This window comes from Paraburkholderia sp. RL17-380-BIE-A (assembly GCF_046028085.1).
Classification (GTDB): Bacteria; Pseudomonadota; Gammaproteobacteria; order Burkholderiales; family Burkholderiaceae; genus Paraburkholderia.
On sequence record NZ_JARESQ010000025.1, the window covers coordinates 113,103 to 126,360 of the forward strand.

Genomic DNA, 13,258 nt, shown 5'->3' on the forward strand with positions numbered 1-13,258 from the left:
GCCGGAGGGTTGCCTGCCCTCGTCCGAACGGCCAATACGTCCTGCATGCCGCGCCTTGCGGGACCCGAGGGCTTCCTCTGCAACGTTTCATTACCACGCCGCCGCACGCGTTGAGCTTTGATTTATGATGTGCGCGCGCTGCGGCTGGAGTTGGATCCACAGCGCATGGAATCGCCGCCGGCGATTCTGTCGTCTGACTATCCGCCCGATCGCGGCCAGGGTGACGTTTTTCGCGTTGCCCGAGCCGTTGCTGGAGAACTCGTTGAAGCCCTCATCGCCCCGCCTCGCCCGCCGCCATTTTTCACTGGCCGCCGCATCCGCCGTGCTGGCCGCCTGCACCACGACCGGCAGTAAAACCGATCTCGCGCCTGTCGCCGCCACCCCTGCCACGCCCACCACGAATACGCCGCCGCTCGACAAGCCGCAGCGGCCGCTGCGCGTCGCGCTCGCCCTCGGCGGCGGCGCCGCGCGCGGCTTCGCGCACATCGGCGTGATCAAGGGCCTCGAGGCACGCAATATCCAGATCGATCTGGTGGCCGGCACGAGTGCCGGCTCGGTGGTCGGCGCGCTGTACGCGTCGGGCATGAACGGCTTTGCGCTGAACAAGCTCGCCTTGACTATGGACGAAGCGTCGATCAGCGACTGGGCCATGCCCTTTCGCACGCGCGGCTTCCTGCAAGGCGTCGCGCTGCAGAACTACCTGAACACGACGCTCAACAACCGTCCGATCGAGAAAATGGCCAAGCCGCTCGGCGTGGTCGCCACCGACCTGAAGAGCGGCCAGCCGATCCTGTTCCAGCGCGGCAACACCGGCGTCGCGGTACGCGCGTCATGCAGCGTGCCGTCGATTTTCGAGCCGGTAAAGATCGGCGGGCGGGAGTATGTGGACGGCGGCCTGGTGAGCCCGGTGCCGGCTTCCTTCGCGCGCAAGATGGGCGCGGATTTCGTGATTGCCGTGGATATCTCGCAGCGCCCGGAAAGCGGCCTGACGGCCAGCTCGTTCGATGTGCTGATGCAGACCTTCACGATCATGGGTCAGACGATCAAGGCCTACGAACTCGACAAATACGCGGACATCGTGATCCGGCCAAATCTGGCCGCCATGAGTGGCAGTGATTTCTCCCAGCGCAACGCCGCGATTCTGGCCGGCGAAGAAGCGGTGGCGAAGATGATGCCGGAACTACAACGCAAGTTGGCAGCGAGCCGCGCCGCGGTGTAAGCGGACCTGAACCGCGGACCTGCAAGGGCTTCCGAAGCGAAAGACGCCCCGTCAGCCGCTCCGCTCAAATGTAAAAAAGCCTGCTTCGAACGAAACAGGCTTTTTTACGCAGGAACGGCTGCGGCGCAGGCCGCGTGATCCGGGCAATCCGTTACTGATTGCCGCCGATTGCCGCGTTCACGCGCTTGCGCAGATCCTGACCGTCCTGATAGGACGTCTCGATCCGGCGCGCGCCGGTGAAGCGCTTTTCCCAATACCCGCTATCCATGTCGTCGACGCGGATCGTGCTGCCCGTAGAGGGCGAATGCACGAACTTGTTGTCGCCGATGTAGATGCCAACGTGCGAGAACGTACGGCGCATGGTGTTGAAGAACACCAGATCGCCCGGCTTCAGATCGCTCACGCGAACCTTCTCGCCGACACGGCTCATTTCCTCGGCCCGGCGCGGCAGCGCCATACCGAGCGTGTCCTGGAACACGTAGCGGACGAAACCGCTGCAATCGAGCCCGGAATCCGGCGTGTTGCCGCCCCAGCGGTAACGCACACCGATCATATTCAACGCACCGACGACCACGTCGCCCGCTTTTCCGGCCATGCCGGAGAGGAACGATTTGGCGCCGCTGTCGCTATCGGGAGCGGTGGCTTGCGAATTGGGAGTGGACAAAGAATTCGACCCGTTGAGGGTCGAATATGAGGCATTCTGATTGAAACTGCTTACTTCGTCGGCGAACGCGCCGGGAGCTGCTGCCATCAAGACGCCAATGAACATCCCGGCGACGACGCGCGTGCAAGCCTGGGTTAGGTTTCTATCCTGCATTGGTCGGTATTTTTTGCCTAAAAATCAGAGAGCTACGGAAAAAGTTTGGTCGATACTAGCCAGTAAGTATTCACGTGTCAAAACAAATAGAAAAATTCAATCGGGACACGCACCCAATTGGTGAAAGGGTGAAAAATCAATGGTCAAGGGCTGCTTTCAGTAGCTTTCGAGTGTACGGGTGCGCGGGCGTCGCAAAAATCTTCTCAACCTCGCCCGTTTCCACGATCGAACCGTTTTGCATGACCGCGACACGGTGCGCCATTGCCCCGATCACAGCCAGATCGTGGCTGATGAAAACGAAGCCCAGGTTGTACTTGTGTTGCAACCCGGCAAGCAGTTTCAGCACTTGCTGCTGGATGGAAACATCGAGCGCGCTGGTCGGTTCGTCGAGTATCAGAATGCGCGGCTCGAGCACGAGCGCGCGCGCAATGGCGATCCGCTGACGCTGGCCGCCGGAAAACTCGTGCGGATAGCGTTGCAGCACCGTGCGGTCGAGGCCGACTTCGCGCAACACCGCGATCACCTTGTCGCGCCGCGCTTGCGGCGTCATGTCCGGCCGGTGCAGCGCGAGCCCTTCACCGACGATCCGCTCGATGGTCTGGCGCGGCGAAAGCGAACTGAACGGGTCCTGAAAGACGACCTGCATGTTCGAGCGCAAGGCGGTCTGTTCGGCGCCGCGGTAGCTGCCGAGCGGCCTGCCCTGAAACTCGATCTCGCCATGCGTGGTGCGTTGCAAACCGAGCAACGCCATCGCCAGCGTCGATTTGCCCGAACCCGATTCGCCGACGATTCCCAACGTCTCACCCTGGCGCACGGACACATTCGCGTCCGCGACCGCGCGAAACCGCCCCGAGCGGAACCAGCCGCTAAAGCCTGGCAGCTTCGTTTTGAAATCGACCGAGATTTCGCGCGCTTCGAGCAGCACCGGCGAAATCGGCAGCACGGGCACGACCGTGCGTTCAGGGCGGCTCGCCAGCAAACGCTGCGTGTACGCATGCTGCGGCGCCCCGAACACCTGCTCGACCGGCCCGCTTTCCACCAGGACGCCCTTCTCCATCACCGCGATGCGTTGCGCGAAGTGGCGCACCAGATTCAGATCGTGCGTAATCAGAAGGACCGCCATGCCGCGTTTTTCCGCTTCATCGCGTTGCAACTCCAGCAGCAGTTCGACGATCTGCGCGCGAATCGTCACGTCGAGCGCCGTGGTCGGCTCGTCGGCCAGCAGTAGACGCGGACGGCACGCCAGCGCCATGGCGATCATCGCGCGCTGGCGCTGGCCGCCGGAAAGCTGATGCGGATAGCTGTTCACGCGCTTGCCGGGCTCGGCGATGCCGGTGCGCCCCAGCAGCGCGACCGCGCGTTTGCGCGCCTCGTGTGCGCTCACGCCGTCGTGCACGACGATGGTTTCCGCGATCTGGTCGCCGACCGTATAGAGCGGATTGAGCGCGGTCATGGGCTCCTGGAAGATCATCGCGATGTCCGAGCCGCGCATGCCGCGCATTTCGCGCTCGCTTTTGGCAAGCAGGTCTTCGCCGTCGAAGCGGATCGACCCGCTCACCTGCGCGTCGCTCAGGAGGCGCAGGATCGACAGCGCGGTCACGCTCTTGCCTGAACCTGATTCGCCGACCAGCGCGACCCGTTCGCCGCGCTGGATCGCGAGCGTGACGTCGCTCACCGCGACCGTATTGCCGAAGCTCACGTGCAGATGCTCCAGTTCGAGCAGCGGTGCGGTGGCCTGTGGTGCTTCGTTCTGCAAGGAGGCGCTCATTGATTGCCTCCGGCGCGCATGGCATCGGAGATGCGGGTATCGAGCGCGTTGCGCAGCGCATCGCCCATGAAGGTCAGCAGCAGCAGCATCGCCACCAGCACGCCGAAGGTGGACAGCGAGATCCACCAGGCGTCGAGATTCGCCTTGCCTTGCGCGAGCAGCTCACCGAGGCTCGGTGTCGGCGACGGGACGCCCAGGCCAAGAAAGTCGAGGCTCGTCAGCGCGAGAATCGCGCCACTCATGCGAAACGGCAGGAACGTGATCACCGGCGTCAGGCTATTGGGCAGCACATGCCGCCACATGATCTGCCAGTTCGACAGCCCCATGGCGCGCGCCGCGCGCACATAGTCCTGATGGCGATTGCGCAGAAACTCCGCGCGCACGTAATCGGACAGGCCGATCCAGCCGAATAGCGAAAGCAGCACGATCAGCAGAATAAAGCCCGGCTCGAAGATCGACGAGAAGATGATCAGCAAATAAAGCTCGGGCATCGCGCTCCAGATTTCGATCAGGCGCTGCCCGATGATATCCGTACGTCCTCCGAAATAACCCTGCACGGCGCCTGCCGCGATACCGAGAATCGTACCGATCAGCGTGAGCACCAGCCCGAACTCCACCGAGACGCGAAAGCCGTACAGAAGACGCGCGAACAGGTCGCGCCCGCGGTCGTCGGTGCCGAGCCAGTTGTCGCGCGATGGTGGCGCCGGATTGGGCGCCTTCGAAAAGTAATTCAACGTGTCGTAGTAGTAGCGATTCGGCGGATACAGCGCGAAGTTGCCTGGCGTGTCGAAACGCTGCTTGACATACGGATCGAGATAATCGGCCGGCGTCGGGAAATCACCGCCGAACGTGGTCTCTGCGTACGTCTTGAACATCGGGAAATACAGGTTGCCGTCATAGCGCACCACGAGCGGCTTGTCGTTCGACCACAGCGGACCCGCCAGGCTCGCCGCAAACGCCACGACGAACACGATCAGGCTCCAGTAGCCCAGACGCTGCTGGCGAAAGCGCTGCCACACACGGCGCGCGGGCGAAGGCGAGACGAACGCGCGCGCGGTTTCGGCGCGCGCCGACGCATCGGCGGAAAGACGGGCTCGATTCATCAGCGCTCCAGTTGTTCGAATTGGATGCGGGGATCGACCCACACATAGCAAAGATCGGAAATCAGCTTGGTCGCAAGACCGATCAGCGTGAAGAGATACAGCGTGCCGAGCACGACCGGATAGTCGCGCCGCACCACCGATTCGTACGACAGCAGCCCGAGGCCGTCGAGCGAAAACAGTGTTTCGATCAGCAGACTGCCGGTAAAGAACGCGCCGATAAACGCGGCCGGAAAACCGACGATCAGCGGCAACAGCGCATTGCGGAACACGTGCTTCCACAGCACGCGCTTTTCGGACAAACCCTTGGCGCGCGCGGTCAGCACGTATTGCTTGCGGATCTCGTCGAGAAAGGCGTTTTTCGTCAGCATGGTGACCACCGCGAAACTGCCCACGACCGAGGCCGTGATCGGCAACGCGATATGCCACAGATAGTCGAGCACCTTGCCGGCGACACTCAACTGCGCCCAGTTGTCCGACGTGAGGTTGCGCAGCGGAAAGAGTTGGAAGAACGTGCCGCCGCCGAACAGCACGAGCAGCAACACGCCCAGCACGAAGCCCGGAATCGCGTAGCCGATCAGCACCACGAGGCTCGTGGCGACGTCGAAGCGCGAGCCGTTGCGGATCGCCTTCGCAATGCCGAGCGGCACCGAGATCAGATAGGTCAGAAAGAACGTCCATAAGCCGATACTGATCGAGACCGGCAGCTTGGAGACGATCAGCGACCACACGCTTTGATGGCGGAAATAGCTCTGGCCGAGATCGAACGTCGAGAAACGCTTGAGCATCAACACATAGCGCTCCAGCGGCGGTTTGTCGAAGCCGTAGAGCGCTTTCAGTTGCGCGATCTGCTGCGCGTCGACGCCGCTATGCGCGCGCAGCCCGAACGGCGCGCCGTTCTCCGCGCCTTTGCGCAACTCGTGCTGCATCTGCTCGACCGGGCCCCCGGGGACGAACTGGATCACGGCGAAGGTCAGCGTCAGCACGCCGAGCAAGGTCGGGATCATGAGCAGCAGACGTTTGAGGATGTAGCTCCACATGGCGGCGTTTCCGGTGCGAAGGCGATGAATGAATGATGCGTTAGCGCGGCTGGGCCTGGGCCTGGGCCTGGGCCTGGGCCTGGGCTTGCGGCTGCGGTTGCGGCTGCGCGAACCACCACATCGACGTGATCCAGCCTTCCGCTGAATAGTACAGGGGCAATGTTTTCGGCCACGCAAGCCCGCGCTTGAACGCCACCCGATGCGTCGCGCTGTACCAGTGCGGCACGACATAGTAGCCATGCATCAGCACGCGGTCGAGCGCGTGCGTGGCGTCGATCAGTTGCTCGCGCGTCTGCGCGTGCACGAGCGCGCTCAGGATGGCATCCACGGCGGGCGACTTCAGCCCGATCATGTTGTCAGAACCTGGCGTAGCCGCCGCCTTGCTGCCGAAGCGCTCGATCTGCTCCGAACCCGGCACCTGCACGTCCGGCATGCGAATGGTGGTGGTGTCGAAATCGAAGCTGTCCAGACGCTTCTGATAGACCGCGAAATCGGACACGCGGAACGTGGCCTCGATGCCGAGCTTCTGCAGATTGCGGATGAACGTCGCGACGATCGGCTCCATCTGCGCGGACGAACCAGAGTCGTCGAGAATCTCGAAGCGGAACGGCTCGCCTTTGGCGTTGCGCAATGCGCCGTCGCGGTAGGTCCAGCCGGCCTGTTGCAACAATGTGCGCGCCTGCAGCAGATTGGCGCGCAGCGAGCCGGGCGGATCGGTGTCCGGCTGCTTCGGCGGCGGGCCGAACACCGCCGGATCGAGCTTCGCGCGCCATGGTTCGAGCAACGCCAGCTCACCGGGCGTTGGCAGCCCCTTCGCCTGCAATTCCGTATTGGCGAAGAAACTGTCGATACGCGTGTACTGATTGAAGAACAACTGGCGATTGAGCCACTGAAAGTCGAGTGCGAGATCGAGCGCCTTGCGCACGCGCACGTCCTGAAACAACGGGCGCCGCGTGTTCAGCATGAAGCCCTGCATGCCGGTGCCGTTATGTTGCGGAAACACCTGCTTGATCAGCTCGCCGTTATCGAACTTCTTGCCGACGTCACGTCGCACCCAATTGCGTGCCACATACTCGACCAGCGCGTCGTATTCGCCGGCCTTGAAGGCCTCGAGTCGCGCGGTGCTGTCCGAATACAGCTTATAGACGATGCGATCGAAGTTATTCATCCCGACACGCACCGGCAGCCCCGCGCCCCAGTAATTCGGGTCGCGACGGTACGTAATCGTGCGGCCGTTGTCGTACTGTTCGATGAGATAAGGGCCGCTGCCAATCGGCTTCTCGAACGCGAGCTGGTCGAACGGAATCCGGCTGCCGTCCGGCTTCATCCCCCACTTACGCGAGAACACCGGCATGCCGCCCGCGAGTAGCGGCAGCTCGCGATTGCGCTGGTGAAACTCGAAGCGGATCGTGTGCGGGTCGACCACCACCGCGCGGGTGATCTCGCCGAAGATCGATGCGAACTGCGGCGCGGCCTGCGGGCTTTTCAGCGTATCGAGCGAAAACTTGACGTCGTCGGCGGTGACCGGATCGCCGTTCGAAAAACGCGCGCGCGGATTGATGTGGAACGTGACGGACAAGCCGTCCGGCGCGATGTCGATGTCGTCGGCAAGCAGCCCGTAGGCGGACGCCACCTCGTCGCTGCTGCCTGTGGTGAGGCTTTCGAACATGAGGTCCACACCGGGTGCGGTATTGCCGCGCAGTGTGAACGGATTGAATTTATCGAAGCTGGTAAGGCGGCTCGGATTGGCCAGCACCAGCGTGCCGCCCTTCGGTGCCTCCGGGTTCACGTAGTCGAAGTGCTTGAAATCCGCCGGATATTTCGGGTCGCCGTATTGCGCGATCGCATAGACCGCGTGCGCGCGCGGCGCCACAAGCAAACCGGCCAAGGCCAGCACGGTGCACATCATGGCGGCGCAGGTGGAGCGCCAGGACCGCGGCACGATCGCGAGGCCGGCGCGCGAGGGTCTGTGAATCACGCGGCACCGCGGTGCGCGAGGCGTTGGAACCCGTCGCGAGCCAGTTGTCATAAGGGCCTTGTTGGTCAGTGGGACAAGTGCAGTGTGAGAGAATTCTACCCAATAAACCCGCGCGATCCGCACGTACCTTGCACACAGCGTCGAGGTGCGCGGCGCGCCCATCCGATCAGGAGATACCATGGGCTTCCTCGCTGGCAAACGCATCCTGCTGACCGGCCTGTTGTCGAACCGCTCGATCGCCTACGGCATCGCGCAGGCCTGCAAGCGCGAAGGCGCCGAACTGGCGTTCACCTATGTCGGCGAGCGCTTCAAGGAGCGCATCACGGAGTTCGCCGGCGAGTTCGGCAGCGACCTGGTGTTCCCCTGCGACGTCGCCGACGACGCGCAAATCGACGCCCTCTTCGCCTCGCTCAGGCAACATTGGGACGGCCTCGACGGTCTCGTTCATTCGATCGGCTTTGCGCCTCGCGAAGCGATCGCCGGCGATTTCCTCGACGGCATGACGCGCGAAAATTTCCGCATCGCGCACGACATCTCCGCGTACAGCTTCCCCGCGCTCGCCAAGGCCGCGCAGTCCATGTTCACGCCGGACGCGTCGTTGCTCACGCTCAGCTATCTCGGCGCCGAGCGCGCGATTCCGAATTACAACACCATGGGTCTCGCCAAGGCTTCGCTCGAAGCGAGCGTGCGCTATCTGGCGGTCTCGCTCGGCGCGAAAGGCGTGCGCGTCAACGGCATTTCGGCGGGTCCGATCAAGACGCTGGCTGCGAGCGGAATCAAGGGGTTCGGCAAAATTCTCGAGTTCGTCGAACAGAATGCGCCGCTCAAGCGCAACGTGACGATCGAACAGGTGGGCAATACAGCGGCTTTCCTGCTGTCGGATCTGGCGGCCGGTGTGACGGCGGAAATCGTGCACGTCGATAGCGGGTTTAGCGCGGTGGTGGGCGGTATGGCTGCTGTTGCGGAGTGAGCGCGTCTTTCGCGTGAGCGATGCGTGGCGTGGCTTGGCGCCGTTGTTCACGCCGCTACGTTTCACGGGCCTGTTGCAGAGGCCCAAAAGAAAACCGCCCTCACGGGCGGTTTTTCTTTGACTTTGCGCTTCGATCAATCGCGGTCTGAAGGCTTAGTGCCAGCCGCGGTGATTGTCGTAGTGGTCGCGGCCATAGTCGTAACGGCCCGGGGGATGATGACGGTACCAGTCATCGCGCGCCCAGTAGCGGCGGCCGTCCCAATAGCGGTCGCCATGCCAGCCGATCACGATCGCGGGGCCACCGTAGTACACAGGGGCCGGTTGATAGACGACCGGCGGCGGAGGCGGCGGAGGCGGTGCATAAACCGGTGCCGGCGCAACGTAAACCGGTGCGGGAATGCCGATGTTGACACCAATGTTGACGCCGCCGGCCATTGCTGCACCCGACACGCCCAACGCGAAAACCCCGATCAGAAGCGGAACAAGACGAGCGGACTTCATCGATCACCCTTTGGAAGAATGTGTTGTTGGCGGAAATATAGCGCAAGGTGCCGTTCCGCGTATTTCAACTTTGTAATAACTGATGCATAAGATCGCGTTCACGAGGGACCGGTTACGTCTCGTTACATTGGACGAGGTTTTGGTGAAGAAGTGGGGGTGTTGTAATCGGCGCGTGCGGCCGTAGCAGCGCACGGTCCGCAGTGTGCAGCGCGATGCAGGGAGACCTCGTTCCCTGCCCGTCCAGCCACCGGAGATCCGGCCGACGCGAGTATGGACGGCCCCATACGCACGGCACCAGACATCAACCATGCAGACTACGATATGCAGGATACCCAATCATTCTTTGGTTTCGATCCTGCTCTGTCAGCGCACGCAAATGCTCACGCTCGGACTGCGCTCTAACGAGATATCAGCAATAACGAAACCACCGAAAACCCATCAGACTTTGCCTGCCGGCGCAGCGAATAACGCGCCAAAAAACAAAAACCCCGCAGAGCCTAGACTCTGCGGGGTTCTCTCTACCACTTCTGGCGGAGACGGAGGGATTCGAACCCTCGATCCAGGTTTTGGCCCAGATGCTCCCTTAGCAGGGGAGTGCCTTCGACCTCTCGGCCACGTCTCCCAAACTTTCGGTCGCGCAGGGAGTCAGCGCGACGAAGCCAAGATAATAGCGGGCCGAACCACGAAGGTCAATGTCTGGCGAACATTTTTTGTGCCAGTTTTGTCATTGACGACGCAATTTATTCACATCGACCACGCAAAACAAACGGAGCGCTCTTGTACGCCCCGTTGTTCAAAGCAAATTACGCTTGATCCAGTTCGAACGCTTTATGCAGCGCGCGCACGGCGAGCTCCATATACTTCTCGTCGATCAACACCGAGATCTTGATTTCGGAGGTCGAGATCATCTGGATATTGATGCCCTCTTCCGACAGCGTGCGGAACATCGTGCTTGCGATACCGACGTGCGAGCGCATACCCACGCCGACCACCGACACCTTCGACACCTTCGGATCGCCCAGCACCTGCTCGGCCTGCACGTGGCCCTTCACCTGGCCCGTGAGGATGTCCATGGCGCGTTGATAGTCGCCGCGGCCAACCGTGAACGTGAACGCCGTTTTGCCTTCCACGCTCTGGTTCTGGATGATCATGTCGACGTCGATATTCGCGTCCGCCACCGGGCCGAGAATCTGGTACGCGATGCCCGGCTTGTCGGGCACACCCATCACGGCGATGCGAGCTTCGTCGCGCTGAAACGCGATGCCCGAGATGACTGCTTTTTCCATGGTCTCGTCTTCTTCAAAAGTAATCAGGGTGCCCGACTTCATTTCAGCGTCGAGCGGTATCAGCGGATCGGTCAGGCTCGACAGCACACGCGTCTTCACCTGATATTTGCCGGCGAATTCCACCGAGCGGATCTGCAGCACCTTCGAACCCAGGCTTGCCATTTCCAGCATTTCTTCGAACGTCACGCGATCGAGCCGGCGCGCTTCTTCCACCACGCGCGGGTCGGTCGTGTAGACACCGTCGACGTCCGTGTAGATCAGGCACTCATCGGCTTTCAACGCAGCCGCGACCGCGACCGCCGACGTATCCGAACCGCCACGGCCGAGCGTGGTGATATTGCCGTCAGGGTCGACGCCCTGGAAGCCGGTGATCACCACCACCTTGCCCGCGTCGAGATCGCGCAGCACGCGCTCGCCGTCGATTTCGCTGATACGCGCCTTCGTGAATGCGCTATCCGTTTTGACCGGCACTTGCCAGCCGGCGTAGCTGACCGCGTCGACGCCGGCTTCCTGCAACGCGATGGCGAGCAGTCCCGAGCTGACCTGCTCGCCCGTAGCGGCGATCATGTCGAGTTCGCGCGGGCTCGGTTGAGCCGCGATGTCTTTCGCGAGACCGAGCAAGCGGTTGGTTTCGCCGGACATCGCCGACGGCACGACGACCATCTTGTGGCCAGCCTTGTGCCATTTCGCGACGCGCTTGGCGACGTTCTTGATGCGCTCGACCGAGCCCATCGAGGTGCCGCCGTATTTGTGTACGATGAGTGCCATTGTCGTTCTGAACTGGAGGAGAAACCGCGCTGGCGCGCTGGAGACGACCGCACAAAAGCACAGGAGCGCAACGTCTTGTGAACGACGGCAAAATGTGTGGCGGCGTAAATGCAGCACGCGTGCAGCACGCGCGGATTTGCCCGGGAATGATCGCTGATGGCTTATCGGAAACGACGGATCACGATCGCAGACCGGTAAAAGCGACGGCAAAAGCGGGTCGGGCAAACAAGCTAAATTACCCGATCGAGCGTAAAAAGACAAGCCGCAAAGGCCATCGAAATGCGCTGAATAAGGGCCGCAAAGGCTTGTTTCAGGCCAATTTGCGCCCTGTTTGCGGAATCGCAGGTTAGCTAGCCCAAGTGTCCGACCGGCCGGTCAGGCGATCAGCAAATCGTCGCGCCATACGATCCTGACGTGGGATTCGCCCTCGCCGGCCTGCTCGGGCAACACCGAGCGATTCACCCCAAGCAAGGGCACGAACAGCAGATCTTGGCCGCTGTAGAGCAACGGCACGTCGCGTTTCCACGCGGGAATACCGCGTTCCTGGAACAGGTTCTTCAACGTACGGCTCGGCGCATCGTGAGCCGGGCCCGTGCGCATCCGTTCGCCGCCGCTACGCGAGCGCGCGCTCAACACGGCGCGCCGCAGAACGCTGACGGGAATCGCGTCGGGGTCGCCCGCGGCTGCGTCGGCGAACACGAATGTGCCGCGCCATTGCGGCAAATGCCAGACCGGCTCGCCCTGCCATGCGAGTTCGCTGGGCGCGCGCGCGGCGAGCGCGGTTTCATCGGCGGGATCGCGGCTATCGCCCTTTTCCCAGTACACGAGGCCGCGATAGCTGCGCAATGCATGACCCGCGTGATCGACACGCAGAGCATGGCCCTCGCCCGCCGCGCCAATTTCGCGTAGTTGACGCAGCGCATCGCCAAGACGCGCGCTCGATGCGGCGACAAGTCCTAGCGTGCGCATCCAGTAGCGCATCAGATTGAGCGCGCGGTCGTCGTCGAGCGCGAGCAACGCATCATGCGAGAGCGCTCGTCCTTCGTCGCGTGACGCGGCTTCCATATCCATGCACGCGAGCGCGTCGAGCAAACGTTGTGCAGACGCCGCGTGCGCCGCCGTGCGAGCCAGCGCGTCGCGAAAGCCGGGAAAGTGGACAGCCAGCGCCGGCATCACGTCGTGGCGCAAAGCGTTGCGCGCATAACGCGTGTCCGCGTTCGATTCGTCGTCGATCCAGCGTAATGCATGCTCGCTCGCGTATTGTTCGAGCTGAACCCGCAGCAGATGAAGCAAAGGCCGCACGCGCGTGGCCGACGCGTTCGCGGGCAAATACTCCGGCGCCATCGCGGCGAGCCCGGCGAGGCCGGCGCCGCGCAGCAATTGCAGCAGCACGGTTTCCGCCTGATCGTCCGCATGTTGCGCGAGCCAGAGCGTGGCGATGCCGCGCGTCGCGCACATGTGGTCCAGCGCGCGATAACGCGCATCGCGCGCGGCGGCCTCGACGCTCACACCCGCGTCACGCGAGACCTCGACGCGCTCCGCTGCGAACTCGACGCCACGCGCCTGCGCGAACGCCTCGCAATGCGCGAGCCAGGCATCCGCGTGAGGACTCAGGCCGTGATGCACATGCAGCGCCACGCAACGCGCCGCGCCCGCGACACGCACCGCGGCATCGAGCAGCACACTCGAATCCACCCCGCCACTGAACGCGATCGCGATACGCGCGTCAGTGGCGAGCGCGGACAGCGAAACGCCGACCCCCGCGCTTAAGCGGGGGGGGGGGGGGGGTTTGGGGGGGGGATTTAACCGGT

The 13,258-nt window shown here is 62.8% G+C and carries 11 protein-coding genes and 1 tRNA gene; 3 read left to right on the top strand and 9 right to left on the bottom strand.

The features are described from left to right. Positions 1-262: 262 nt before the first annotated feature. Entirely contained in the window at positions 263-1,219 is a 957-nt protein-coding gene (locus tag P0D68_RS32060) for a patatin-like phospholipase family protein (protein WP_091800352.1), read from the top strand. A gap of 151 nt (positions 1,220-1,370) precedes the next feature. On the opposite strand, the gene P0D68_RS32065 is transcribed toward P0D68_RS32060, so the two are convergent. From P0D68_RS32065 to P0D68_RS32085, 5 genes are all read right to left on the bottom strand, one after another. Then, positions 1,371-2,036 (bottom strand): C40 family peptidase, encoded by a 666-nt coding sequence (locus P0D68_RS32065; protein WP_091793274.1) that lies wholly within the window; start codon positions 2,034-2,036, stop codon positions 1,371-1,373. 136 nt (positions 2,037-2,172) lie between these two features. Next, positions 2,173-3,804 carry an ABC transporter ATP-binding protein gene (locus P0D68_RS32070; protein WP_408302819.1) on the bottom strand — a complete coding sequence of 544 codons (1,632 nt, stop codon included), beginning with the start codon at positions 3,802-3,804 and terminating at the stop codon, positions 2,173-2,175. After that, positions 3,801-4,907 (bottom strand): ABC transporter permease, encoded by a 1,107-nt coding sequence (locus P0D68_RS32075; protein WP_091793272.1) that lies wholly within the window; start codon positions 4,905-4,907, stop codon positions 3,801-3,803. Before P0D68_RS32075 ends, P0D68_RS32070 begins: the two co-directional genes overlap by 4 nt. Further along, the gene (locus P0D68_RS32080) at positions 4,907-5,944 is read right to left on the bottom strand and encodes a microcin C ABC transporter permease YejB (protein ID WP_408187816.1); all 1,038 of its coding nucleotides are present in this window, start codon (positions 5,942-5,944) and stop codon (positions 4,907-4,909) included. Before P0D68_RS32080 ends, P0D68_RS32075 begins: the two co-directional genes overlap by 1 nt. 40 nt (positions 5,945-5,984) lie before the next feature. Then, positions 5,985-7,853 (bottom strand): extracellular solute-binding protein, encoded by a 1,869-nt coding sequence (locus P0D68_RS32085; protein WP_408302840.1) that lies wholly within the window; start codon positions 7,851-7,853, stop codon positions 5,985-5,987. Positions 7,854-8,100: 247 nt separating this feature from the next. Between P0D68_RS32085 and fabI the strand changes: the two genes are divergently transcribed. After that, complete coding sequence (fabI, locus tag P0D68_RS32090) at positions 8,101-8,892, top strand: enoyl-ACP reductase FabI (RefSeq protein WP_408187817.1); 792 nt, start codon at positions 8,101-8,103, stop codon at positions 8,890-8,892. A gap of 153 nt (positions 8,893-9,045) precedes the next feature. Here fabI and P0D68_RS32095 read toward each other — a convergent pair whose 3' ends face one another. The 3 genes from P0D68_RS32095 to P0D68_RS32105 all read right to left on the bottom strand — a co-directional run bounded on the left by P0D68_RS32095 (position 9,046) and on the right by P0D68_RS32105 (position 11,447). Then, complete coding sequence (locus P0D68_RS32095) at positions 9,046-9,393, bottom strand: hypothetical protein (RefSeq protein WP_408302821.1); 348 nt, start codon at positions 9,391-9,393, stop codon at positions 9,046-9,048. Between the two features lie 528 nt (positions 9,394-9,921). After that, positions 9,922-10,015 (bottom strand) — tRNA-Ser (locus P0D68_RS32100). A gap of 181 nt (positions 10,016-10,196) precedes the next feature. Next, a complete protein-coding gene (locus P0D68_RS32105) occupies positions 10,197-11,447 on the bottom strand; it encodes an aspartate kinase (RefSeq protein WP_091793261.1) in 1,251 nt (416 codons plus the stop codon). A gap of 77 nt (positions 11,448-11,524) precedes the next feature. Between P0D68_RS32105 and P0D68_RS32110 the strand changes: the two genes are divergently transcribed. Then, a complete protein-coding gene (locus P0D68_RS32110) occupies positions 11,525-11,797 on the top strand; it encodes a hypothetical protein (protein WP_408302823.1) in 273 nt (90 codons plus the stop codon). Positions 11,798-11,822: 25 nt separating this feature from the next. On the opposite strand, the gene tilS is transcribed toward P0D68_RS32110, so the two are convergent. Further along, positions 11,823-13,193: a tRNA lysidine(34) synthetase TilS gene (gene tilS, locus P0D68_RS32115; protein WP_408468801.1), complete on the bottom strand. Its 1,371-nt coding sequence runs from the start codon at positions 13,191-13,193 to the stop codon at positions 11,823-11,825. Positions 13,194-13,258 lie beyond the last annotated feature (65 nt).

Bases quoted from the DNA above. Each gene is read 5' to 3' on its own strand.
- P0D68_RS32065 (WP_091793274.1), bottom strand. From the start codon at position 2,036: ATGCAGGATAGAAACCTAACCCAGGCTTGCACGCGCGTCGTCGCCGGG.
- P0D68_RS32070 (WP_408302819.1), bottom strand. From the start codon at position 3,804: ATGAGCGCCTCCTTGCAGAACGAAGCACCACAGGCCACCGCACCGCTG.
- P0D68_RS32075 (WP_091793272.1), bottom strand. From the start codon at position 4,907: ATGAATCGAGCCCGTCTTTCCGCCGATGCGTCGGCGCGCGCCGAAACC.
- P0D68_RS32080 (WP_408187816.1), bottom strand. From the start codon at position 5,944: ATGTGGAGCTACATCCTCAAACGTCTGCTGCTCATGATCCCGACCTTG.
- P0D68_RS32085 (WP_408302840.1), bottom strand. From the start codon at position 7,853: ATGATGTGCACCGTGCTGGCCTTGGCCGGTTTGCTTGTGGCGCCGCGC.
- fabI (WP_408187817.1), top strand. From the start codon at position 8,101: ATGGGCTTCCTCGCTGGCAAACGCATCCTGCTGACCGGCCTGTTGTCG.
- P0D68_RS32095 (WP_408302821.1), bottom strand. From the start codon at position 9,393: ATGAAGTCCGCTCGTCTTGTTCCGCTTCTGATCGGGGTTTTCGCGTTG.
- P0D68_RS32105 (WP_091793261.1), bottom strand. From the start codon at position 11,447: ATGGCACTCATCGTACACAAATACGGCGGCACCTCGATGGGCTCGGTC.